This window comes from Neisseria sp. WLZKY-1 (assembly GCF_046546535.1).
Lineage (GTDB): Bacteria > Pseudomonadota > Gammaproteobacteria > Burkholderiales > Neisseriaceae > Neisseria.
The window spans coordinates 34,003-57,252 of sequence record NZ_JBKGTW010000005.1 but is presented as its reverse complement, the minus strand read 5'-3'; the positions used below and the strand labels follow the sequence as shown (position 1 = coordinate 57,252).

Genomic DNA, 23,250 nt, shown 5'->3' with positions numbered 1-23,250 from the left:
AGGCTTTCAGACGGCCGTCTGAAAGCCTTTTTCACGCAGCGCAGATTTCCGTATTTTTCGGTTAAAATACGTTGCCATGAACCCAGCCAAAAACAACCTTTTCCTGATCGGCCTGCCGGGCGCGGGCAAAACCACCCTCGGCCGCCGCCTCGCCCAACGCCTCGACCGTCCGTTTTACGACAGCGACCAAATCATCTGCGAGCGCACCGGCGTCTCCATCCCCACCATCTTCGAAATGGAAGGCGAAGCGGGCTTCCGCGCCCGCGAAGCCGCCGTTATCGACGAACTGACCTCACTCGACGGCATCGTGCTGGCCACCGGCGGCGGCGCGGCCATGCGCGAAGAAAACCGTCGCCGCCTGCACGAGCGCGGCACCGTTGTCTACCTGCACGCCGCGCCCGAAATCCTGCTCGAGCGCACCCGCTGCGACAAAAACCGCCCCCTGCTGCAAGTGGCCGACCCGCTGGCCAAACTGCGCGCCCTCTACGACGCGCGCGACGCCGTCTACCGTGCCGCCGCCCACCTTGTCGTCGAAGCCGACCAACACGACGGCCGCAAAACCGTCGCCCGCATCCTGCAACTTCTCCAACAGGAATAAACCATGCGCACCCTCACCGTCGCCGCCCCCTCCCACAGCTACCCCATCTTTATCGGCGAAAACCTGCTGTCCGGCCTCGCGCCGCACCTTGCCCCCTACGTCGGCAAAAAAGCCGCCGTCATCACCAACACCACCGTCGCCCCCCTCTACCTCAAACACGTTCAGACGGCCTTAGACAGCCTCGGCGTCGAACATTTCCCCGTCATCCTGCCCGACGGCGAAGCCTACAAAACCTTCGACTCCCTCAACCTGATCTACGACGAACTCCTGCGCCGGCACGCCGAACGCGGCACCACCCTTATCGCCCTCGGCGGCGGCGTTATCGGCGACACCGCAGGCTTTGCTGCCGCCACCTACCAGCGCGGCGCCCCCTTCGTCCAAATCCCCACCACCCTCCTAAGCCAGGTCGACTCCTCCGTCGGCGGCAAAACCGCCGTCAACCACCCGTTGGGCAAAAACATGATCGGCGCGTTCTACCAGCCGCAGGCTGTCTTCGCCGACCTCACCGCCCTCGCCACCCTGCCGCCGCGCGAATTTTCCGCAGGCATGGCCGAAGTCATCAAATACGCCCTGTTGGGCGATGCGGATTTTCTCGACTGGCTGGAAAACAACATCGACGCCGTGATGGCACAGCAGCCCGCAGCCCTTGCCCACACCGTTTACCACTGCTGTAAAATGAAAGCCGACATCGTCGCCGCCGACGAAACCGAACGCGGCATCCGTGCCCATCTCAACCTCGGCCACACCTTCGGCCACGCCGTCGAAGCCGAAATGGGCTATGGCAACTGGCTGCACGGCGAAGCCGTCGCCGCCGGCATGGTGCTCGCCTGCCGCCTGTCCGAACAGACAGGCCGTCTGAAAGCCGCTGACACCGAACGCGCCGCCGCCCTTATCCGCCGCGCCCGCCTGCCCGACGCGCCGCCGAAATTCCCCTTTGAAAAATGGCTGGCACACATGCGCCACGACAAAAAAGTCAGCGGCGGCGTCATGCGCTTCGTCGGCCTCGAACGCCTCGGCCAAGCCGAAATCACCGCCGTCGAAGACACGGAAATCCTCCGCCGTACCCTCGAGCCCTATCTGTAAACCCCTTTCAGACGGCCTGTTGTAGGATGTGTTGCGCAGCAACGCACGCGGTTTTGGTTTGCTGCAAACCATGTTGGCAAACGGTTCGATCATCCGAAATATAGTGAGCCAAAATAAAAAATCTACGGCGTTGCTGCGCCTTGCCGTATTACCCATACTGTCTGCGGCTTGCTGCCTTGTATCTTTTTTATTTTGGCTCACTATATAAAAGGCCGTCTGAAAACAGACAAACCGCTTTTCAGACGGCCGAAAAGATTACCCGACCCGCATCCCGAACAAAGTAACCCCGAAAACCATGACCGCCGACCTGAAAACCCGTTACCGCAACCTGTTCCCCGACGATACGGGCTGCACCGCCGCCGACATCCGCGCGATCGAAAGCGGCTTATCCCTGCGCCTGCCGGCCGACTTTGCCGACATCGCCGCCTTTTGCAGCGGCGGCAGCGTAGGCGACGCGGCGTTTTTCTCTTTTACGGCCGACTGCCAACCCGATATCGTCGGCGAAACCCTCCGCCTGCGCCGCAGCAGCGGCCTGCCGCAGCACTATATTTTCCTCGCCGAATCCGCCGAAAGCGCCGTTTTCCTCGATACGCGCACATCCGAAGTGTCGTGGATACTGTCCGTCGAGTTTGATACCTTTATCCGCGATCAAGCCGCCGTCGCCGATTTGGAAAGCTGGCCGGACTTCGCCGCGTTTTTCGCCTACTGCCTCGCCGAAGAAGAACAAAACGGCAGCTGATACCCTTTCGGAAACGTCATCCCCGCGAAGTTTGAAGAACCAAAAACTACCGGCAACCATCAATCAGGCCGTCTGAAAACGAGCCGCCTTGGTTTTCAGACGGCCTCCGCCGCAGAGTGCGTGCCGCAGCAAACACGCGGCGCAACGCGGAAACCGTTCCTCCCCGTAGGATGTGTTGCGCAGCAACGCACGCGGTTTTGGTTTGCTGCAAACCATGCTGACAAACGGTTCAAGCATTCAAAATAAAAGGCCGTCTGAAAGCGCAGCTTCAACGAAGTTAAAACAGACCAACCGTTTTTTCAGAAACATCATCCCCGCGAAGATGGGGCGGCCTCCCGCCCTTTATTTAAAAAGGCCGTCTGAAACCGCCGCACAGGAGAAAACCCATGCTGCCCCTTCCCCTGACCCCGCTTTTCGATGCCCGCCACATCGCCGTTGTCGGCGCCAGCCAGCGCATGGAAACCCTCGGCGGGCGCGTGTTCGCCGCCCTGCTGCACCGGCCGTTCGACGGTCGGCTCACGCCTGTCAACCTGCGGCGCAAAACCGTGGCAGGGCTGGCGGCTTATGCGGCAGTGGCGCAGATTGGCGAAACGCCCGACGCGGCCGTGGTTGCCGTCAACGCGCAGGGCAGGGCGGGCGCGGTGGCGGCCTGTGCGGCGGCGTGCGTGCCCTGCGTGCTGGTGCTGACGGTCGACGGCGAAGACGGCGGCGCAGACGAATACGCCAAACTGCTGAAAGCGGCGGGCGGCGAAGATGCGCCGACGCAGCTTTTATTGTGCGGCGAAGACGGTTTCAACCTGCCGCAAAACGGCCTGTATGCCGACGGCGGCGGCAGCTTCCCCACAGCGGGACGCGTGGCGCTGATCGGGCGGCAAAACGGCTTCTGCCGCGACGTGTTCCACTGGCTTGGCGGCCTGAACGTCGGCTTTTCCTTTACCGTCGGTTTAACGCCCGCCGCACCGCCCGACCCGTGGCTGAACCGTTTCCGCGAAGACGCGGGCAGCCATGTGCTGGTCGTCCAATACCTGCCCGGACAGAGTGCCGCGTTTTACAGCACGCTGCGGCTGGCGGCGCAGGACAAACAGGTCATTCTCCACGCCGCGCAAAGCCTGTCCGAACAGGAAACCGCGCTGCTGCACGCATTGTGCGGACGCTGCGGCGCACTGCCGACGCGCACGCCCGACGAATTGCGCGCCGCCGTGCGTGCCGCCTGTCTGCCGCGCCTGCGCCACGCGGCAATCGTCCACATCCTCGGCGGCGGCGAAACGGGCTGGTTGGCCGATATGGCGCGCGCTGCCGGTGTGCAGACGCACGTCCTGCCCGCCTACGGCCGCCACGCCAACCCTCTGGAAATCCGCGATTTGGCCGCCGCCGCGCTGGGCGGGCAAGACTGCCGCGCCCTGCTGGTGTCAGCCGCCGAACGCCCCGACGCCGTGCCGCAGCTTGCCCAATTGCAAAAACAGAGCGAAACGCCGCTTTATCTGGCCGCAGGCAGCGCGGCGGCAGGGCTTTCAGACAGCCTGTTGATCTTTGATACACCCGAGCAGGCGGTACGCACGCTGGCGGCGCAAAGCGCGTGGCAGCGCATCCGCAAAGAGCGGCAGACCGCCGCCAAACCGCCGCAGCAGACACCCTCGCCGCCCGATTTGCGCCAGGCTGCGCTGCTGCTGGCACAGCCGGACGAACTTGCCGCCGCCCTGCACCTGCCGCCCGCGCGGCAAGAGGGTTTTTCAGACGGCCTCCTGAGCTATTCCGTGCTGCCGCATACCGGTGCCGTCCTGTCTGCCGCGTGCCGCAGCGGCAATATGCTGCTGCTGCCGCCCTTCGATACCCGCCATGCCCGCCGCCTGAGCCGCTTTTTCGCCAATGCCAAACTGCGTCCCGCCCTCGAGCAGCTGCTGTTTTCCCTCAATGCCGCCGCCTACGGTTTCCCGCAGCTGCAATCGCTGCACATATATGCAGACAGCGCCGCCGCCGTCCTGCACACCGCCTCGCTGTCCGTTACCGCAAACGACGACGGCGGACAGACCGCACAGCCCGTCCCCCTGTTTGCCGCCGCTCCGTTTTCAGACGGCCATTTCTTCACCGCTGCCGACGGCGGCATACTCCACATCCGCCCGATACAGCCCGAAGACGCCGAAGCCCTGCAACACTTCGTCCGCAATATGGACGAAGCCGACCGGCAAACCCGTTTCATGAGCCCGATAAAAGAACTTTCGCCCGCCCAGCTTGCCCAATACAGCCGCCCCGACTACGCACGCGAAGCCGCCCTCGGCGCGTGGCGCGGCAACGGCGAGATGGCCGGTTGGGCGCAATACGCCTGCCTGCGCCACCCCGAAGCCTGCGAGTTCGGCATCGCCGTGGCCGCCGACATGAAAGGGCAGGGGCTGGCTGCCCACCTGCTGCGCCTGCTGGTGCGTCAGGCCGGGCAGCAGGGCTACCGCGCCATCTGCGCCGAAATCCTCGCCGACAACGCCGCCATGATCCGTCTGGCGGAAAAGCTCGGCTTCAAAACCGCCCCCCATCCCGAGGACGCGCGTCTGATAACGGCCAAGCTGCCGCTGCAAAAAGACAAACGTCCGAAAAAACGCCTGCTGCGGCAATAAACGCTTGCACGCAGTCGGCCAAATGCCCTAAAATCCGCGCCTTTGTACTTCTCCGAATTTCATTTTTAAGGAAAACAAACATGGTAGTTATCCGTTTGGCCCGCGGCGGCTCGAAAAAACGTCCCTTTTACAGCGTTGTCGTTACCGACAGCCGCAACCGCCGCGACGGCCGTTTCATCGAACGCGTCGGCTTCTACAACCCTGTTGCCAACGAAAAACAGGAACGCGTCCGCCTGAACAGCGAGCGCCTGAACCACTGGGTCGGCCAGGGCGCACAAATGAGCGATTCCGTTGCCAAACTGGTTAAAGAGCAACAGGCAGCCGCTTAATTTATGGCGGACGGAACACAATGGGTGGCTATGGGCTACATCAAAGGCGCGTTCGGCGTGAAGGGCTGGGTAAAAGTCTCGGCCGACACCGAATACGCCGACAGCCTGCTGGATTACCCGCAGTGGCGTCTGCGTAAAGATGCGTATGCCGTTCAGGTCGAAGTTGAGGCCGGAAAACTGAACGGCGGCGAACTGCAAGTCAAATTTTCCGGCACAAACGACCGCGATGCCGCGCACGCCCTGCGCGGCTACACCATCGAAATCAGCCGCGCCGACTTCGCCCAGACCGAAGAAGGCGAATATTATTGGGCGGATTTGGTCGGTATGGAGGTTGTCAGCCGCAGCGGCGAAGCGCTCGGCACAGTATCCGGGCTGATGGAAACCGGTGCGCACGATATTTTGATTATCGATGGCGATAAAGGAAGGCAGCTGATTCCTTTCGTCGATCACTTTATTGATGATGTCAGCCGCGAAAACCGCACCATCACCGCCGATTGGGCTGCGGATTACCAATGAAAATCCAAGCGATCACCCTGTTTCCAGAAATGTTCGACAGCATTACCGGCTACGGCGTGACCGGAAGGGCGCTGCAACAGGGGCTTTGGCGGTTTGAAGCAGTCAATCCCCGCCGATTTGCCGACAACAAACTCGGCTATATCGACGACAGACCGTTTGGCGGCGGGCCGGGCATGATTATGATGGCGCCGCCAATCTATGACGCCATCGAAGCCGCACGAACGCAGACGCAAAGCGGTCGCGGTAGAGTGATATATCTCAGCCCGCAGGGAGCGCCGCTGACCCATGCAAAAGCGGCGGAACTTGCGCAGCTTTCCGACCTGATACTGCTGTGCGGCCGTTACGAAGGCATAGACGAGCGGCTGCTGCAAAGCAGTGTCGATGAAGAAATCGGTATCGGCGACTTTGTCGTCTCCGGCGGCGAGTTGCCCGCCATGATGTTGATGGATGCGGTATTGAGGCTGGTGCCCGGCGTATTGGGCGATGTGCGCTCCGCCGAGCAGGATTCGTTTTCAGACGGCCTCTTGGACTGCCCGCATTACACCAGACCCACAGAATTTCAGGGCATGGCTGTTCCCGAAGTCTTACGTTCGGGCAACCACGGCCTGATAGCCGAGTGGCGGTTGGAGCAATCGCTGCGACGCACTTTGGCGCGTCGGCCGGATTTGCTGGCACGGCGCAGTTTGATCCCACAGGAAGCCCGCCTCTTGCAGAAAATCAAGCAGGAGCAACGGGACATCCAATCATAATTTAGGAAAAACCATGAATCTGATCCAGCAACTCGAGCAGGAAGAAATCGCCCGCCTGAACAAAACCATCCCTGAATTCGCCCCGGGCGACACTGTCGTCGTATCCGTACGCGTAGTGGAGGGTAACCGCAGCCGTCTGCAGGCTTACGAAGGTGTCGTTATCTCCCGCCGCAACCGCGGCCTGAACAGCAACTTCATCGTCCGCAAAATCTCCAGCGGCGAAGGCGTCGAGCGTACCTTCCAGCTTTACTCTCCCAATGTTGAAAAAATCGAAGTCAAACGCCGCGGCGACGTGCGCCGCGCCAAGCTGTACTACCTGCGCGGCCTGACCGGCAAAGCTGCCCGCATCAAAGAAAAACTGCCTGCCCGCAAAGCGCAGGGCTGATTTCTGCCAAGCAGCTTGTGATGTACAAAACCGCCGTCCTGCCGGGACGGCGGTTTTACTTTGTCTGCCAAACGGACACGCAGATATTTTGTCTGTTTGAATTTCATCCGCAACGCTGTCGGCAGGAATTCGACGGTGACGGTAGGGTATGCGCACTTGGTGTCGGCAGTAAAAGGACAGACGTCGAGAACCGGCCTGACCGTATTGGAGCAGAAAGTCTTGATCGCTTTCGGCACGGATCGGAATCCCCGTACCGTTTTGCGCACAAAAAGGCCGTCTGAAAGCTGCAGCCGTTTTCAGACGGCCTTTTGCTGCGTTGGATAGAAAAGACGGTCAGTTGGACAAAAATGCGTCCGCATCGGCAGTACGGATGCTGCTGACGCGGTTGCCGGATATGTTCAGACGGCCTGCGGCGAAGTCGGCGACGGCCTGCGGCAGCAGTTTGTGTTCTACGGCGAGGACGCGCTGTGCGAGCGTGTCGGCGGTATCACTGTCGAAAACGGGCACGGCGCCTTGCGCGATAACGGGGCCGCAGTCGAGTTCGGCGGTGACAAAATGGATGGTACAGCCGGCGAGGCGGCAGCCCGCATCGAGGGCGCGGCGGTGGGTGTGCAGGCCGGGGAAGGCGGGCAGCAGGGAAGGGTGGATGTTGATCAGACGGCCTTCGTAGCGGCGGCAGAACTCGGGCGTCAGGATGCGCATAAAACCGGCGAGAACGACAAGGTCGGGCTCGTAGCGGTCGATTTCGGCGGCCATTGCGGCGTCGAAAGCGGCGCGGTCGGGGTAGTTTTTGTGGTTGAGGGCGGCAGTGGCGATGTCGCGTTCCGCTGCCCAGGCCAGTCCGGCGGCGTTTTCGTTGTTGCTGAGGACGGCGCGGATGCGGACGTCGGGAATAGCGGCTTCGACAACGGCCTGCATATTGCTGCCGCGTCCGGAAATCAGAATGACGATGTTTTTCATAATGGGTTTTCTTAACGGAGAAACGGGGCGGGATTGTAGCCGAAAGGCTGTCTGAAAGGGGAGGCGGGCTGTGGTTTTCAGACGGCCTTCTTGAGGGGAGCGGATGCCGTATGTCCTTTGTCTGTTACATACGGATATTTGCCGCAAAGCGGTGCGGATATAACGCTTACCCGGTTTGCTATGGGTTCGCTTTGGAGCAGGACTTTGAGGCCGTCTGAAAGTCGGGGTTTCAGTGAAGTTATAAATTATCAGGGAGTAGGGCAGACGGCTTGTTTCATTCATGTAAAAACGAAAACCCGATATAAAGGAGAACCCTCCGTTATCAAACGGAGGGTTAGAAATGCTGGCACGCCCACGGGGAATCGAACCCCGGTTACCGCCGTGAAAGGGCGATGTCCTAACCGCTAGACGATGGGCGCGGTGATTTGAGTTGTTTGGCGCACCCGGAGCGATTCGAACGCCCGACCCTCTGGTTCGTAGCCAGATACTCTATCCAACTGAGCTACGGGTGCGAGAAAGACGCGGATTATAGGGAGGCCGGTTGGTGCTGTCCAGCGTTTTTTGTCGGGGAAAACCGGGTTTGCGGCAGTTTGTTCAAAATACTGGAAATTATTTTTCAGACGGTCTGTGTTGTTTGCGGTTGCAGCGGCTTTGAGGCCGTCTGAAAACTTCGGACAGGGCTAAATCATGCCGATGCCGGAGAGTTCGCGCGCCATTTTGGCGGCGGCGTTGTCGGTCATGCCGCCGACGAAGTCGAGGATTTTCATGTAGGCGGTGTAGAGGCTGTCATCGGGGGTGAGGGGGTGGGCGTTTTTGAGCAGTTCGAGGGCGAGGCTCTGGCGGGTGCCGGCGCGGCCTTCGGTGAGGTATTGGCAGGCGGCGGGGACGAGCAGGCCGAGGATGGAGCCGAGACAGGGGAAGGAGGCGATTTCGGTCATCAGTTTGCTTTGGTGGCGGAAGATGCGGGTGCGGGCGAGTTCTTTGGCGTTTTCGAGGGTGTCCTGCACTTCGGGGCTGCACAGGGCGAGGAGGTCGCGGCCTTTGAAGCTGCCGTCGAGCAGGTCGCCCTGGTGGGTGATGAAGGTTTGGGCGACGTCGTCGATGGCGCGGCCGATGGCGATGCCGCGCAGCATGGCGCAGCGTTGGCGGCCGGATTGGGCGTGGAAGGTGGGTTCGATGAAGGTGAGGCCAGAGAGGACGGTTTCGACTTCGGTGTCGGTGAGCAATTCCAAATCCACTGCGTCTTCAAGGTCGAGCAGGGCGTAGCAGATGTCGTCGGCGGCTTCCATGAGGTAGGAGAGGGGGTGGCGCGCCCAGTGGTCGCGGCCGTGGCTGACGAGGCCGAGGGTGTCGGCGACGCGGCGGATGTAGGGCAGCTCGGTTTGGTAGATGTTGAATTTTTTTGTGCCGTTGGGGTGCTGCGTGGTCCAAGGGTATTTGAGCAGCGCACCGATGGTGGCGGCGGTAAGGCGCATGCCGCCTTTGTCGGGGTACATTTCGAGGCTGGCGAGGATGCGCAGGCTGTGGGCGTTGCCTTCGTAGGTTTGCACGTCGTTGCGTTCGGCGGGACTGAGGTTTTGCAGGTAGGCGGCGTGTTGCGGGTTGCGGAACCAGTCGCGCAGGGCGTCTTCGCCGGTGTGGCCGAAGGGCGGGTTGCCGAGGTCGTGGGCTAGGCAGGCGACTTGAACGATGGCGCCGATGTCGCCGGGGGTGTTGTTTGCGGGGAGAAAGCCGCCGGCCTTCATCATGACGCCGACGCGGTTGCCGATGCTGCGGCCGACGCTGGCGACTTCGACGCTGTGGGTGAGGCGGTTGTGGGTGAGGTCGTGTTCGGCGAAGGGGTGGACTTGGGTTTTGCGTCCGAGGCGGCGGAAGGCGCCGGAGAAGACGACGCGGTCGTAGTCGATGTGGAAGTCGGTACGCAGGGCGTCGGCGCCTTCTTGGGTGGAGGGGGTGACGGTGGGGACGATTTCGCCGTCTTTGGGGCGGAAGCGTTGGGTGCTCAGAAGCTGCGGCCAGTTCATCTGTGTCATGTACGGGTTCTCCTTGTTTTTGATATGGTTTGAGGCCGTCTGAAAAGCCGCCGAGGCTTTTCAGACGGCCTTTGGGTGGCGTCCGGTTCGGGTTTATGCGCCGAAGTGCTGTTCCAAAACGGTGGCGGCGTGTTTGTGCCAGCTGCCGGGGATGAAGCCGAGGCTGCGGGCTTTGTCGCAGTTGAGCACGGAATAGAGCGGGGCGTTGCGCTCTTTGTGCAGCACAGACGAGGGAGTGGGAACAAGTGTGGGCATGACGAATGCGGGGTTGCGTTCGGCGGCGGTTTGCAAAACGGTTTGGGCGAAGGTGTAGTCGCTGAACGCCTGGCTGCCGCAGTAGTGCAGCAGCCCTTGCGGGAAGCGCGGCAGTTGCAGCAGGCCGATAACGGTGTCGGCCAGATCGCCTGCGAAGGTGGGGCAGCCGGCGTTGTCGTCGGCCAGTGCGATTTCGCCGCCTGCGGCCGCGCGGTCGAGCAGATCGGTGACAAAGTTGCGGCCGCTGCCGCTGTAGATCCACGAGCTGCGGACGACGACGGTGTCCGGTTCGGATGCCAGTGCCAAAAGTTCGCCCGCCAGCTTGGATTGGGCATAGAGGCATTTCGGGTTGGGCGGGTCGGCTTCGGTGTAGGGGATGCGGCTGTTGCCGCCGAAAACGTAGTCGGTGGAAATGTGGACGAATTTGGCGCCCACGGCGTAGGCGGCCTGTGCCAAGTTGCGCGTGCCTGCGGCGTTGACGGCAAACACGCGTGCGGCGTTGTCTTCGGCTTTGGCCGCGCCGGTATAGGCGGCGGTATTGACGACGGCGTCGGGCTGGAAGTTTTCCGCCATGCTGAGCACGGCGTCGCGGTCGGTGATGTCGAGGGTTTTCGAGTCGGTGGCGATCAGTTCCCAATCTTCGGGCAGGCGGCTGCGGACGTATCGGCCGAGCTGGCCTTTCGAACCGGTAAGCAGGATGCGCATGGTTGTTCCTTTGCGGTGGAATGTCGAAGGTAAAGCGGTTGCGCAGTTTACCCTGTCGGCGGCGGGTTTGAAAGACAAAAGGCCGTCTGAAAAAATGCCGTGCGGGCGTCTTGCGGTATGTCAAGCTGCGTTAAAATTTGTCTGCGGCGCGCGGAAGGTTTGTTATATAATCCGACCGAACCCGCAAAACGGGTTGTTCCCCCGTTAACCATCAATTAATTAAGAGGACGAGCTATGTTTCCCGAATACCGTGATCTGATTTCCAAACTGAAACAGGAAGACACCCATTTTGCCCGCCTGTTCGACGAGCACAACGAGCTGGATGACAAAATCTCCGGTTTGGAAAACGACCCCGTCGCCAGCGTGTCGGCGCAGGACGAAATCGACGCGCTGAAAATCAAAAAACTGGCGCTGAAAGACCAGCTGTTCGATCTGCTGAAAAAAGCCGAAGCCGAAGGCAAATAAGCCGCAGTTTTGTCATATCAGGCCGTCTGAAAACGCTCCGCCGCCCGGCGGCAGCCGTTTTCAGACGGCCTTTTGTGCTACACTTGCCGCTTTTTGTAAACCGCAGCGCCACAGGACAACCGAATATGACCGCCCCTTTGAAATTCACCAAAATGCACGGCTTGGGCAACGACTTTATCGTGATCGACGGCATTTCGCAGCCCTTCGATCCCGCCGCCGCGCCGATTGCCGCGTGGGCGGACAGGCACACGGGCATCGGTTTCGACCAGCTTCTGCTGGTGGAAAAACCCTCGTCGCCCGATGCCGATTTCCGCTACCGCATTTTCAATGCCGACGGCGGCGAAGTGGAGCAGTGCGGCAACGGCGCGCGCTGCTTCGCCCGTTTCGTCGCCGACCGCGGCCTGACAGGCAAACGGGAAATCCGCGTGGAAACGGCGAAGGGCATTATCGTACCGAAGCTGGAAGACAACGGTTTAGTCACGGTGAATATGGGCAAACCGCGTCTGAGGCCGTCTGAAATCCCCTTTCTGCCGCAGGAAGGCGAAGCGGACGATGCTTTGGAATACGCCGCGCAGATCGGCGGCGAAACGGTGCGTTTCGGCGTGGTGAACATGGGCAACCCGCATGCGGTTTTACAGACGGCCGATACGGCTTCCGCCCCCGTCGGCCGCATCGGCGCGGCTTTGGAGCTGCATCCGCAGTTTCCCGAAAAAGCCAATATCGGCTTTATGCAGGTGCTCGACAACCGCCATATCCGCCTGCGCGTGTTCGAGCGCGGCGTGGGCGAAACGCAGGCCTGCGGCACGGGCGCGTGCGCGGCGGTGGTGCAGGGCGTGCGTTTGGGACTTTTGGACGCGGGCGCTCCGGTGGAAGTGGCGCTGCCGGGCGGCAGGCTGTCGGTTTCGTGGGACGGCAGCGGAGATGTGATGATGACCGGACCGGCGCAAACGGTGTTTGACGGCGAACTGGTTTATTGAGAAAGCGGCCGATGAATATCCGTCCCGATTTGTGCTGTGCCGCGGCCTATGCCGCGCTTTTTGCCGCCGCCGTCTGGCAGAGCCGCCGTATCGGCTGGCTGCTGGCCGCCGTGTTCTGCTGGCTGGCGGCGGGCTTTGCCGGAATGTGGCTGCTGCCGCGTATGCTGGCGCCGTTCAGCACGGTGGTGCTGTATGCGCCGCAGCTGTATATCGTGCCCGCCTGCCTGCTGTTCTTGGCCGCCAACGCCCGCCGCACGGATGAGGCGTCTTATTATACGGCCGGCAACCGGGCGCTGCCGGTGCGCTTTGCCGCCGCCGCCGTGGCAATGGGCTTGGGACACGCGCTGGTGACCGGACTGGTGTGGCTGCGCTATCCCGAAGGAATGACGCCGCGCGCCCTGCCGTTTTTAGCCGACCTTATCCTGCTGCAACCCGTTTACTGGCTGGGCATGCAGTTGCTGTTGATGGCGCTCTTTTCCCTGCACAACCGCATCGCCGCGCGCGCGCCGTCGGTGTTCGGCATCCGCCAGATACAGGGCGGCATGCTGGTGGTGATGCTGGCGCAGGCGGTTTACGCGGTGTCGATGATGCGTTGGCGCTGAGGCGCAGTCCTTATAACTTTTAGTTTGCCGCGCCGTGCGGGGAAGTTATTTTGTTTTCAGACGGCCTTCTTTTAAGATGCCCGCCGTTCACGTCCAACCGTCCCTTCATCAAGGAAAAACACTATGAATATCGCAAAAAACATTACCGACCTGATCGGCAACACCCCGCTGGTCGAACTGAACCGCCTGGGCGAAGGCCTGCCCGGCCGCGTTGTCGCCAAACTCGAATTCTTCAACCCCGGCAGCAGCGTTAAAGACCGCATTGCCGAAGCCATGATCGAAGCGGCGGAAAAAGAAGGCAAAATCAACAAAAACACCATCATCGTCGAAGCCACCAGCGGCAACACTGGCATCGGCCTGGCCATGGTCTGCGCCGCACGCGGCTACAAACTGGCCATCACCATGCCCGAGAGCATGAGCAAAGAGCGCCGCATGCTGTTGCGCGCCTTCGGTGCGGAACTGATTCTGACGCCCGCCGCCGAAGGCATGGGCGGTGCCATTGCCCGCGCCAAAGCGCTGGTAGACGAGCATCCCGACACCTACTTCATGCCCCGCCAGTTCGACAATCCCGCCAACGTCGAAATCCACCGCCAAACCACCGCCGAAGAAATCTGGCGCGATACCGACGGACAAGTCGACATCTTCGTTGCCGGCGTCGGCACGGGTGGCACCGTTACCGGCGTGGGCGAAGTGCTCAAAGCGCGCAAACCCGGTGTGAAAATCGTTGCCGTCGAGCCCGATGCCTCGCCCGTGCTGAGCGGCGGCGAAAAAGGCCCGCACCCGATTCAGGGCTTGGGCGCAGGCTTTATCCCCAGCATCCTCAACACCGGCATCTACGACGAAATCATCCGCGTTACCGGCGAAGACGCTTTCGCTACCGCCCGCGCCTCTGCCGAAAAAGAAGGCATCCTCGTCGGCATCTCCTCCGGCGCCGCCATTTGGAGCGCCCTACAATTGGCCGCCAAAGAAGAAAACCGCGGCAAGCTGATTGTGGTGCTGATTCCCTCCTACGGTGAACGCTACCTTTCCACACCGCTATTTGCCGATTTGGTATAGGCGGATTTTCATACGACACACGGGCAGCCGGTTGTTTCCGGCTGCCCGCGTTTGTTTGATAAAACTTGTAAAGAGCAGCCCGGTTATGGTATTTTCGCCGCCCTCAACCGGCCTGACGCCGCAGTCCGAACCGCCGGAAAACCATCAAAAAAGGAGTTTGCGCCCGCCATGAAAAAATACCTTCCCCTCCTGCTGGCCTGCGCCGCACTGTCTGCCTGCGAAACCGTTTCCGTCCCCGGCATCGGCGCGGGCAGAAAACCCGAAGCCGTCCGCCCCCAGCCGGGCGCCTACCGCCTCGCCCCGAGCCACTGGGCGGACGTGGCGAAAATCCGTGACGAAGCCACCCGCCTGAGCGACCAGGTAGGGCAGGGCAAAATCACCAAAGTGCAGGCCGCGCAGCAGCTCAACCGCTTCCGCATCCGCCTGGTCGGCAACAACCCCGTCGACGACAGCATTTACGACGTCTACCTGCGCTCCGCCGTAGACAGCCAGCGCGGCGCCATCAGCAGCGCCCAGTCCAAGCAGTATATCGGCAACGCCCTCAAAGGCTGGCAGACCCGCTGGCCGCATATGCAGAACAAACCGGCTAACCCCGCCTTCGCCAACTTCCTGATGGAACTGATGGGCTTGCAGCCGCTGAAATAAACGTTTAACCGCCGCAAAGAGGCCGTCTGAAAACCGTTCGGACGGCCTTTTTCTTTTTGGTTTCCGCATCGTTGAAGCGGCGTTTTCAGACGGCCTCTTATTTGCCGTACGCTTCCCGCAAAACCCAAACTGAGTTGCGGCACATCTTGTTTCATGAGAGCCATGTTTGCTAAGCGGCGCGCATGGTTTGGTTTTTTCGGAAAACCGAACGGATAAACAAAAGGCCGTCTGAAAAACCCGAAACAGGGTTTTCAGACGGCCTTTTTCAGACGAATCGGGGGCTGTTGGCATTCAGCTTGTGAAGCAGATTTTTACCAAAAACACTGCCGCAAGGCAGATCGTCAACGCGGCTTAGAATTTGCTTTTGATGTCGTCAATCAGGCTTTCCGCTTTGGCCTTGGCTTCGTCGGCCAATCGCCCTGCTTCGTCTTTGCCTTTTTGCAGCATTTCGGCGGCGTTGCCTTCCAGTTCGGCGGCAGCCTCTTTTGCCTTGCCCGCGCCCTGTTGCAGCAGGCCTTCGGCTTTCAGTTTGCCGTCGCCCAGCATTTCGCCTGCGGCTTCTTTCAGTTTGCCGGTGATTTCGTCGAGTTTGCCGTTCATATCGCTTTCCTTTTTTTGCGGTTAATCGGAAGCCGCAGTGTAAGGGCTTGGGGAAAAAATATCCGGCTGCGGCAGCCGAAAGGTCGTCTGAACGCCCCGGCCGGTGTCTGCAGCCTGTTTGAGTTTCGGTGCAGGCATTTGTCGGACGGAAAACGGCAGGCCGTTTTCAGACGGCCTCCTGCGCCGCAAAGCCTTCGTCTGCCTGCGCCGTCTTTTCCAGCAGCGGGTTGCGCGAGGCGAGGATTTCGGCCAGGGCGCGGCCGATGCGGCGGGCGTAGGTGATGTCGTTGAGCAGCGAGGAAGCCTGCCAGCCGTTCAGTTCTTTGTTGCGCAGTTTCACCATCGCGCGGCCGCGCAGGGTTTCGAGCGTTTCGATGTGGGCGTCGAGCTGGCGCTCCAGTTCGGCGCGGGTTTCTTCTGTATTGGCGCTGTCGGCGCGGCGGAACAGCAGCAGGGTTTTGAAAACGTGGCGGCGCAGGCGCAGGTAGTCGCGGTTAGCGGGCGAGGCGCTGTCGGACAAATACTGCTGCATGTTTTTTTGCAGGTGCTGGCTCTCTTTCACCGTTTCGACGATCTGCCAGGCGGCGGTCTGTTTGGCGGCAAGCTGCCTTTGCTGCGTTTCATCAGAGGGATCGAGTTTGCCGGCAAATTCGAGGATGCTGCTGAACAGCGGCTTGATCTGCCACGCATACAGGCGGGGAACGTCGGTATCGAGCGGCGGCGCGGGGTCGGGCAGGCTGCGGTCGTCGGCCGTTTCGTCATAGAGCAGCGCGGGCGGCAGGAAGAGGGCGTGGCAGACGGTTTCGACGCCCGCTTTGTCGAGGTGGCGTACTTCCTTGCCCAGCGCCGCCAGCGCGGTGTCGGGCGAGAGCAGCATATTGGCGTTGAGATACTGCGGCTCGAGCGCGGCCGTGTCTTCGGGCAGGCTGTCGGCGTCGGCCGTATCGGGCAGGCGGCGGGTGAGTTCGCGGGCGAGGCGCTCTTGGAATTTCCAGAACACGGCGATGCCCAAGACGTTGAACAGGGTGTGGAAGAGCGCCAGTTGCAGCAGCGCCCCCATGCCCAGCCATTGCCCGATGAGGATAACGGCCTGTGTCAGCGGCCACCATACGGCTAGCGACAGGGCGGCGGTCACGACGTTGAACAAAACGTGTGCCACGGCCAGCCGCCGCCCGCTGCGGTCGCTGCCGAGCATACCGACCAGCGCGGTGGACACGCTGGTGCCGACGCACGAGCCGACGGCCACGGCAAAGCCCTGCATCAGCGTGAGCTGTCCGCCCGACAAGGCCGCCAGCGCCAGCAGCAGCGTGGCGTGCGACGACTGCAAGACGACGGTGAGCAGAAAGCCGACGGCAAAAAAGAGCAGGGTTTCGCCCATGCCGCCTATCTGCGTGCCGGAAAAATCGATGTCCGCGCCGAAAGCTTGAAAGCCGTCTTTGATTTCGTCCACGCCGAGGAAAATCAGCGCCACGCCCACCAGCACGCGGCCGAGGGCGCGGCTGCGGCCGCCGAAAAAGCCCGAAAGGATGCCGAACACCAGCATCGGCAGCGCGGCGGGTGACAGGCTGAGGTTCTGCCCCGCCAGCGCCAGCAGCCACACGCCGCCCGTCGCGCCGAGGTTGGTGCCGAGGATGATGGCGATGCCGCCGGAGAGCGTAATCATGCCCGAGCTTAAAAACGCCATCGCCAACAGCGCCACCAGCGTGCTCGACTGCAAAACCAGCGTCGCGCCTGTGCCGAAAACCACGCCTTTGAGCGGCGTGGCCGTAGATTTGTGCATCCAGCCTTCCAGGCGCCCGCCCGCCGCGTTGCGCAGCCCTTCTTCGATGTTTTGCATGCCGAAGAGAAACAGCGCCAGCCCGTAACACAGGCGCAGCCAGGGCGGGCTGTAAACAAAGCTCGCCGCCAGCGCCAGCAGCAGCGCGGCGAAGAGAAAATATTTCTGCACCGGGTTGACCATCCGTTTTCTCCTTTTTCGTTTTCGTTACGGCATAAACGGCATTCTAACCGAAAGGCTGCTCCCGCCTGCGCGGGAATGATGTTTCCGAATGCGTGGCGGCGGTTTGCCGTGCGGCGCGGCAACATGTTAATATCGCATCCGGCCAACATTTCTTAACGCAAGGCCGTTTTCTTTTAACTTTACCATCAAAAAGGATAGTGCTCATGAACCGTCGTCAATTTATCGGCAGCACCGCCGCAGTCTCCCTTGCCGCCGCCGCGTCGCTTGCCAAAGCCCACGACCACCACGCCCACCACCACGCCGCGCCCGCCGCCGCCAATCCCTACGAAGCCGCGCGCCTGGCCGCAGGCCACTGCGTCGCCGCCGGACAAGTGTGCCTCGCCCACTGCATCAGCCTGCTCAACCAGGGCGACACCAGCATGAAAAACTGCTCCGTCGCCGCCAACCAAATGTTGGCACTGTGCGGCACACTGCAAAACCTTGCCGCCCAACAGTCGCGCCTGACCCCCGCGCTGGCCAAAGTGTGCATCGAAGCCTGCAAACAGTGCGCCGCCGCCTGCAAAGAACACGCCGCACACCACGCCGAATGCAAAGCTTGCTACGAATCCTGCACCGCCTGCATTAAAGAGTGCGAAAAAATCGCCGCCTGATGCGCGTTTGAATGCAAACAGGCAGAAAGGCCGTCTGAAACCCCGAACACAGGTTTCAGACGGCCTTTTTTTCAGACGGCCTTTCTGCGGGTTTTGCCAAATGTTTGCGGCCGCGCCGAAACCGAGCGTTCGGAAACGCCATTCCCGCGCGGCATCGGGCGGCTTTGCAAATACAAACAGGCCGTCTGAAAGTCCGCATAGGGGTTTCAGACGGCCTTTTTTCAGACGGCCTTTCTGTGGGTTCTGCCCGCCGGTCGGCCGATGCCGAAACCACGCTTTCAGACGGCCTCTTGCCGCGCCGCGCCGATGCCCAAGGGCAGCAGCACGAGCACGCCGCAATAGGCCGCCCACTGCTTCAACAGCGGCCGCCGCCGCGCCGTGTGCCAGATTTGGCCGAAGGTACGTTCAATGGTACGCACGAAAAGCAGCGACACGACGGGCAGCGAGGAGAGGCCGAGGGCGGGCAGGGCGGCGGCCTGGTGGCGGAAGCGGTTGAGGTCGGCAAACAGCGCCGCCGAGCCGTCGGGAAACAGGGCGGCGTTTTCAGACGGCCAAAACGGTCGGGGCATGGGCTGTGCTCCAAAACGGGGGAGGCGATTGTATAGCGGCGGCCGTCTGAAAGCGAAGTTTCAGTAAAGGAATAACGGGTGCGCGGCTTTCGGAAGCATCATTCCCGCGTAGGGGAAACGGCTTTTGCGCTCTGTAAAGCCGCTTAGCAAAGCACACGGCAAACCGTTATAATCCGCCCGTTTTGTGTAAAGAAAGTGTAATCATGCAATATCTGAAACAGGCGGTGGCGGGGGCGCAGATTCTCTTCGTCGCCTTCGGCGCGATGGTACTCGTGCCGCTGCTCACCGGCCTCAATCCTTCCATGGCCTTGCTCGGCGCGGGCATCGGCACGCTGCTGTTCCAACTGTGCACGCGGCGCAAAGTGCCGATTTTCCTCGGTTCGTCCTTCGCCTTTATCGCGCCGATTATCTACGCGATGCAGGAATGGGGCATGGGCAGCACGATGTTCGGCCTGTTTGCCGCCGGTTTTATGTATTTCGTGTTTGCCGCGCTGATTAAATGGCGCGGGCTGGACGCGGTGAACAAGTTGCTGCCGCCCGTCGTTATCGGCCCGGTGATTATGGTGATCGGCCTGTCGGTGGCGGCGGTGGCCAGCCAGATGGCGATGGGACAGGCGGGCGGCGAGCAGAAATACGATTATGTGCAGTCGCTTCTGCTGTCGGGCTTTACCTTTGCCGTGACCGTTGTCGTTGCCGTGTTCGGCAGCAAAATGATGAAGCTGATCCCGATTCTGATCGGCGTGGCGGCGGGCTATCTCGCGGCCTGGGCGCTGGGCATCGTCGATACCGCCGCCATCGCGCAGGCCGACTGGTTTACCGTGCCCGAGTTCCACCGCCCCGAAGTGAACTGGCAGGCCGCGCTGTTTATGCTGCCCGTGGCCGTTGCCCCCGCCATCGAACACATCGGCGGCATCATGGCCATCGGCAAAGTAACGGGGCAGGACTACGCCGCCGATCCCGGCCTGCACAAAACGCTGGCGGGCGACGGCCTGGGCGTGTGCGTGGCCGGCCTGATCGGCGGCCCGCCCGTCACCACCTACGGCGAAGTGACCGGCGCGGTGATGCTGACAAAAAACAGCAACCCCTCCATCATGACCTGGGCGGCATTGTTCGCCATCTGCATGGCCTTTTTCGGCAAATTCAACGCATTCCTCGCCTCGATTCCGCTGCCGGTGATGGGTGGCGTGATGATCCTGCTGTTCGGCACCATCGCCTCGCTCGGCCTGAAAACGCTGATTGACGCGCAGGTGGATTTGATGAAACCGAAAAACCTGGTGATCGCCAGCTCGGTGCTGACCACGGGCGTCGGCGGCATGGTGTTCAAAGTCGGCAGCGTCAGCTTCGCGGGTGTCGGCCTGTGCGCGGTGCTGGCGATTGTGCTGAATCTGGTGCTGCCCGACAGGGCGGATCAGGAATAAGCGATTCGGTATAAAAAGGCCGTCTGAAAAACCCGAAACAGGGTTTTCAGACGGCCTTTTTTGTCTGCACGGTTTCTGCACAACCCCGAAACCGTATGTATTGCGCAGCGATGCAAAAGCTGCGTTTTCAGACGGCCTCACCGCTCGGCCAGCAGTTTCAGCAGCAGTTGTTTTTCCGCCGCATCTAGCCCTTCGGCGGTGGCTTTGCGTTTGAGGGTGTCGATTTGGGTGGTTTTGAAGGCTTTGGCGAGTTTGTCCATGCCTTCGGCGAAGGCGGCTTCGTCTTCTTTGCCCGCGCCGTCTCCGTCGGCGCCGCCGTTGCGGTAGATGCCGCGCAGGATCTGTTCGCCGGTGCTGCCGCGCAGGTGTTCCCAAATCTGCGCGTGGGCGGGTAGGGCGGGGCTGCTGCGGATGAAGTCGGCGATGTTGGCGAGGCAGGCGGCGTCGCCGTCGAGGACGAAATATTCGGGCAGGCGGACATGGACGACCCAGGCGGGGTTGGCCATCAGGCTGCGGATAAGCTGCTGGGTCAGCGTGAGCATCTGCGGGCGGCGGGCGGGGATGGGCGGCAGCTTGTAGCTTTGGGCTTTGACGTGCCGCTTGGGCGCTTCCTGGCCGAGCAGGTGGGCGAGGTTGGCGGGGTCGATGCCGACCAGTTCGCTGAGTTTTTGTTTTAATAAAAACGCGAGTGCGGGTGCGCTAATCTGTGCCAGAAGCGGTGAGGCGGTTTTCACCAATTCGGCTTTGCCCTCTTGGGTGTTGAGGTTGAGGCCGTCTGAAAGCGCGTGCCAGAAGTATTCGGACAGGGGCTTGCTTTGGTGTACCAGCGCGTCTTCAAACTGCGCTTTGCCGTAGGCGCGGATGTAGCTGTCGGGGTCGTGTTCTTCGGGCAGGAAGAGAAAATGCAGCGCTTTGCCGTCTTTGAGCTGGGGCAGGGCGTTTTCGAGCGCGCGCCATGCAGCTTTGCGTCCGGCCGCGTCGCCGTCGAAGCAGAAATAAATGCTGTCGGCCTGACGCATCAGGATTTTGACGTGTTCGGCGGTGGTGGCCGTACCGAGTGCGGCCACGCCGTAGCCGATGCCGAACTGCGCGAGCGCAACCACGTCCATATAGCCTTCGACCACCAAAATCCGCCCCGCTTCTTTGACGGCGGCGCGGCCTTCGTAGAGGCCGTAGAGGTTTTTGCCTTTGTCAAACAGCGGCGTGTCGGGCGAGTTGAGATATTTGGGTTTGGAGTCGTCGAGCACGCGGCCGCCAAAGCCGATGACTTGGCCGCGCGTGTCGCGGATGGGGAACATGATGCGGTGGCGGAAGCGGTCGTAATGGCGGCCTTGCTCTTCATTGTGGATAACCATGCCGCTTTCCACCAGCGGGCTGTTGGGGTAGGGCTGGAACACTTGTGCGAGCGGCGTCCAACCGTCGGGTGCGTAGCCCAAGCCGTAGCGGGCGATGATTTCCGCACTCAGGCCGCGCGTGTCGAGATATTGTTGCGCGGCCGGATGGAGCTTGAGCTGCTGGGCGTAAAAATCGGCGGCGGCGGCGGTGGTTTCTTCCAGCGTCTGCTGCTTTTTTTTGCGCTCAGCGCGGATTTCGGGATTGTCGTTCTGCCCGCGCACGCGCGGCACGACCATGCCCGCGCGGTCGGCCAGATACTGCACCGCTTCGGGAAACGACAGCCCCTGATGCTCCATGATGAAGCCGATGGCCGAGCCGTGCGCGCCGCAGCTGAAACAGTGGTAAAACTGTTTGCTGGGGCTCACGGAAAACGACGGCGTTTTTTCTTTGTGAAACGGGCAACAGGCCATGTAGTTGGCACCGCCTTTTTTCAGCGGCACCTGTTCGTCGATGATGTCGACGATGTCGACCTTGGCCAAAAGCTCGTCGATAAAGTCGGATGGAATCATAGTGTGGCGGGGAAGGGAGAAGATTCAGACGGCCTTCGGGCGCGCAAAAAAGTAGGCCGTCTGAAAAACAAGGCCGCGGATTTTAACACGCCTCCCCGTTTTGGCTGCGCCGAAACTGCGCTTTCAGACGGCCTGCCGTTTTGCGTTCGGACGGCCTTACGGTTTCTCTTCGTCCGCATCCGTTCCGGCGGCGGGGGCGCCGCAGTGGAAGCAGTAGCGGTTGAAGACGCTTTTGCGGGTTTCGCATTGTTTGCAGCGGTCGAAGATGTCGATGCCGCAATGCGGGCAGAAATCCATTTCGGGGTGTTGGAAATCCAGCGTGCGCTCGCAGCCGGGGCAGATGCTTTTGGCGATGCGCTGTTGGGCAAGGTCATAGTCGAGGCTGCGGCTGCGTTCGGGTGCGGGTTGGGCTTCTTCGGTGCGTTTGCGTTCAAGGTAGCGGCTCATGGCGGTGATGGCGTAGCGGCCGATCAGGACGGTGGCGAGGATGCCGACGGCGTAGCGCACGTAGCCGCCGTAGCTGGGCAGGTAGGGGACGAGTTCGACGAAGAAGGCGAAAAGGGCGAAGTAGATGAAGCCCCAGACAAACGGCCACCAGCGCGATTGGCGTTTTTTGGCAAACAGCCAGCCGGCGGCCAAAAGCAGGGGCAGGGTGAGGGCGAGGCGGTAGAGGAAAACGGTGAGCTCGGTGCGGCGGTCGTCGGCGTCTTTGGTTTTCTGCGCCTGCGTTTCCAATTCGTTCAGACGGCCTTCGTTGCGCGCGGACTGTTGTTCGTTGTCGAGCAGTTGGCGGCGCAGGGCGTCGTATTGTTGTTGCAGTTTCTGTTCTTTGGCTTTGAGGCCGTCGATTTTGCGCGTGCGTTCGAGCACTTCGGGGTTTTGTTCGGATTGTTCGGTGGCCGAGCGGGTGGCCAGCCAGTTGTCGAGGCTTTGCTGCTCGGCGGCGGTTTGCGCCTGCTGTTTTTCCAGCGCAAGGAAGGCTTGGTCGCGCGCGTCGGCGAGTTTGCTGTTTTCCGCCGCCAGCCGGCCTTTTTCCTCGCGCAGGGGACGGGCGCCGATGTCATCCGCGTAGTTTTCCAGCGTGCGGCTTTCGACGGTCATCGGCAAATCGCCGATGATTTTGCCGCCCAGGCCGATGAGGAAGGAGGCGAAAATCAGGGCAATCAGCCACAGGCCGCGGCGGAACCATTTTTCGGGCAGGCGGCTGCCCGCGGATTTGCTGTTCATGGTGTTTTCCTTTGTGGGACGGGGAGGGCGGCAGTATAGCCGCGCTTTCAGACGGCCTCAAAGGGCTTGGCGCAAAAGCGTTGGCGAAAGGCCGTCTGAAACGTTTGCCGCGCCGCGCCGCCGTGTGCCGTTTCCACCTGAAAATGCGGTTTTTATGCGGGTTGGCACGCAAACCGCGGCGGATAATGCCCGGCTTCTGCGCGTGCGCAAACTTTTCTG

At 61.3% G+C, this 23,250-nt stretch carries 23 protein-coding genes and 2 tRNA genes; 15 read left to right on the top strand and 10 right to left on the bottom strand.

Annotated features, from left to right (window positions below; translation table 11 throughout):
- The first annotated feature begins 76 nt into the window (after positions 1-76).
- From ACLD9W_RS02900 to rplS, 8 genes are all read left to right on the top strand, one after another.
- Positions 77-598, top strand: a complete 522-nt coding sequence (locus ACLD9W_RS02900; RefSeq protein WP_410840613.1) for a shikimate kinase — start codon at positions 77-79, stop codon at positions 596-598.
- A gap of 3 nt (positions 599-601) precedes the next feature.
- Positions 602-1,681 carry a 3-dehydroquinate synthase gene (aroB, locus tag ACLD9W_RS02895; RefSeq protein ID WP_410840612.1) on the top strand — a complete coding sequence of 360 codons (1,080 nt, stop codon included), beginning with the start codon at positions 602-604 and terminating at the stop codon, positions 1,679-1,681.
- Positions 1,682-1,976: 295 nt separating this feature from the next.
- A complete protein-coding gene (locus ACLD9W_RS02890) occupies positions 1,977-2,420 on the top strand; it encodes an SMI1/KNR4 family protein (RefSeq protein WP_410840611.1) in 444 nt (147 codons plus the stop codon).
- Between the two features lie 386 nt (positions 2,421-2,806).
- A complete protein-coding gene (locus ACLD9W_RS02885) occupies positions 2,807-5,026 on the top strand; it encodes a GNAT family N-acetyltransferase (RefSeq protein ID WP_410840610.1) in 2,220 nt (739 codons plus the stop codon).
- A gap of 80 nt (positions 5,027-5,106) precedes the next feature.
- Positions 5,107-5,355 carry a 30S ribosomal protein S16 gene (gene rpsP, locus ACLD9W_RS02880; protein WP_009425577.1) on the top strand — a complete coding sequence of 83 codons (249 nt, stop codon included), beginning with the start codon at positions 5,107-5,109 and terminating at the stop codon, positions 5,353-5,355.
- Positions 5,356-5,358: 3 nt separating this feature from the next.
- Entirely contained in the window at positions 5,359-5,871 is a 513-nt protein-coding gene (gene rimM / locus ACLD9W_RS02875) for a ribosome maturation factor RimM (protein WP_410840609.1), read from the top strand.
- The gene (gene trmD, locus ACLD9W_RS02870; RefSeq protein WP_410840608.1) at positions 5,868-6,620 is read left to right on the top strand and encodes a tRNA (guanosine(37)-N1)-methyltransferase TrmD; all 753 of its coding nucleotides are present in this window, start codon (positions 5,868-5,870) and stop codon (positions 6,618-6,620) included. Before rimM ends, trmD begins: the two co-directional genes overlap by 4 nt.
- A 13-nt stretch (positions 6,621-6,633) precedes the next feature.
- Positions 6,634-7,005 carry a 50S ribosomal protein L19 gene (gene rplS / locus ACLD9W_RS02865; protein WP_009425574.1) on the top strand — a complete coding sequence of 124 codons (372 nt, stop codon included), beginning with the start codon at positions 6,634-6,636 and terminating at the stop codon, positions 7,003-7,005.
- Between the two features lie 333 nt (positions 7,006-7,338).
- On the opposite strand, the gene purN is transcribed toward rplS, so the two are convergent.
- The 5 genes from purN to rfbD form a co-directional block, all read right to left on the bottom strand.
- On the bottom strand, positions 7,339-7,965 hold the full coding sequence (purN, locus tag ACLD9W_RS02860; RefSeq protein ID WP_410840607.1) for a phosphoribosylglycinamide formyltransferase: 627 nt from the start codon (positions 7,963-7,965) through the stop codon (positions 7,339-7,341).
- Positions 7,966-8,309: 344 nt separating this feature from the next.
- Positions 8,310-8,384, bottom strand: a tRNA-Glu gene (locus tag ACLD9W_RS02855).
- Positions 8,385-8,400: 16 nt separating this feature from the next.
- Positions 8,401-8,477, bottom strand: a tRNA-Arg gene (locus tag ACLD9W_RS02850).
- A 168-nt stretch (positions 8,478-8,645) separates the two neighbouring features.
- Positions 8,646-9,989: a deoxyguanosinetriphosphate triphosphohydrolase gene (locus ACLD9W_RS02845; RefSeq protein ID WP_410840653.1), complete on the bottom strand. Its 1,344-nt coding sequence runs from the start codon at positions 9,987-9,989 to the stop codon at positions 8,646-8,648.
- Between the two features lie 102 nt (positions 9,990-10,091).
- On the bottom strand, positions 10,092-10,958 hold the full coding sequence (gene rfbD, locus ACLD9W_RS02840) for a dTDP-4-dehydrorhamnose reductase (RefSeq protein ID WP_410840606.1): 867 nt from the start codon (positions 10,956-10,958) through the stop codon (positions 10,092-10,094).
- A gap of 234 nt (positions 10,959-11,192) precedes the next feature.
- Here rfbD and ACLD9W_RS02835 point away from each other — a divergent pair, with 234 nt between their 5' ends.
- From ACLD9W_RS02835 to ACLD9W_RS02815, 5 genes are all read left to right on the top strand, one after another.
- Complete coding sequence (locus ACLD9W_RS02835) at positions 11,193-11,423, top strand: YdcH family protein (protein ID WP_410840605.1); 231 nt, start codon at positions 11,193-11,195, stop codon at positions 11,421-11,423.
- A gap of 125 nt (positions 11,424-11,548) precedes the next feature.
- Positions 11,549-12,400: a diaminopimelate epimerase gene (dapF, locus tag ACLD9W_RS02830; RefSeq protein WP_410840604.1), complete on the top strand. Its 852-nt coding sequence runs from the start codon at positions 11,549-11,551 to the stop codon at positions 12,398-12,400.
- 11 nt (positions 12,401-12,411) lie between these two features.
- A complete protein-coding gene (locus ACLD9W_RS02825) occupies positions 12,412-13,002 on the top strand; it encodes a hypothetical protein (protein WP_410840603.1) in 591 nt (196 codons plus the stop codon).
- Positions 13,003-13,125: 123 nt separating this feature from the next.
- Positions 13,126-14,058, top strand: coding sequence for a cysteine synthase A (cysK, locus tag ACLD9W_RS02820; RefSeq protein WP_410840602.1), 933 nt, complete (start codon positions 13,126-13,128; stop codon positions 14,056-14,058).
- Between the two features lie 168 nt (positions 14,059-14,226).
- Positions 14,227-14,703 carry a prokaryotic membrane lipolipid attachment site family protein gene (locus ACLD9W_RS02815; RefSeq protein WP_410840601.1) on the top strand — a complete coding sequence of 159 codons (477 nt, stop codon included), beginning with the start codon at positions 14,227-14,229 and terminating at the stop codon, positions 14,701-14,703.
- A 351-nt stretch (positions 14,704-15,054) separates the two neighbouring features.
- Here ACLD9W_RS02815 and ACLD9W_RS02810 read toward each other — a convergent pair whose 3' ends face one another.
- Both ACLD9W_RS02810 and ACLD9W_RS02805 read right to left on the bottom strand, forming a co-directional pair.
- Positions 15,055-15,303: a CsbD family protein gene (locus tag ACLD9W_RS02810; protein WP_410840600.1), complete on the bottom strand. Its 249-nt coding sequence runs from the start codon at positions 15,301-15,303 to the stop codon at positions 15,055-15,057.
- A gap of 166 nt (positions 15,304-15,469) precedes the next feature.
- Positions 15,470-17,263 (bottom strand): Na/Pi cotransporter family protein, encoded by a 1,794-nt coding sequence (locus ACLD9W_RS02805; protein WP_410840599.1) that lies wholly within the window; start codon positions 17,261-17,263, stop codon positions 15,470-15,472.
- 203 nt (positions 17,264-17,466) lie between these two features.
- On the opposite strand from ACLD9W_RS02805, the gene ACLD9W_RS02800 reads away from it, so the two are divergent.
- Positions 17,467-17,913 (top strand): four-helix bundle copper-binding protein, encoded by a 447-nt coding sequence (locus tag ACLD9W_RS02800; protein WP_410840598.1) that lies wholly within the window; start codon positions 17,467-17,469, stop codon positions 17,911-17,913.
- Between the two features lie 278 nt (positions 17,914-18,191).
- Here ACLD9W_RS02800 and ACLD9W_RS02795 read toward each other — a convergent pair whose 3' ends face one another.
- Complete coding sequence (locus ACLD9W_RS02795; RefSeq protein ID WP_410840597.1) at positions 18,192-18,482, bottom strand: hypothetical protein; 291 nt, start codon at positions 18,480-18,482, stop codon at positions 18,192-18,194.
- Between the two features lie 203 nt (positions 18,483-18,685).
- On the opposite strand from ACLD9W_RS02795, the gene ACLD9W_RS02790 reads away from it, so the two are divergent.
- Entirely contained in the window at positions 18,686-19,900 is a 1,215-nt protein-coding gene (locus ACLD9W_RS02790) for a uracil-xanthine permease family protein (protein WP_410840596.1), read from the top strand.
- Positions 19,901-20,037: 137 nt separating this feature from the next.
- Here ACLD9W_RS02790 and dnaG read toward each other — a convergent pair whose 3' ends face one another.
- Together dnaG and ACLD9W_RS02780 are read right to left on the bottom strand one after the other, a co-directional pair.
- Positions 20,038-21,804 (bottom strand): DNA primase, encoded by a 1,767-nt coding sequence (gene dnaG, locus ACLD9W_RS02785; protein ID WP_410840595.1) that lies wholly within the window; start codon positions 21,802-21,804, stop codon positions 20,038-20,040.
- A gap of 156 nt (positions 21,805-21,960) precedes the next feature.
- Positions 21,961-23,031 (bottom strand): serine endopeptidase, encoded by a 1,071-nt coding sequence (locus ACLD9W_RS02780; protein ID WP_410840594.1) that lies wholly within the window; start codon positions 23,029-23,031, stop codon positions 21,961-21,963.
- Between the last annotated feature and the right edge of the window lie 219 nt (positions 23,032-23,250).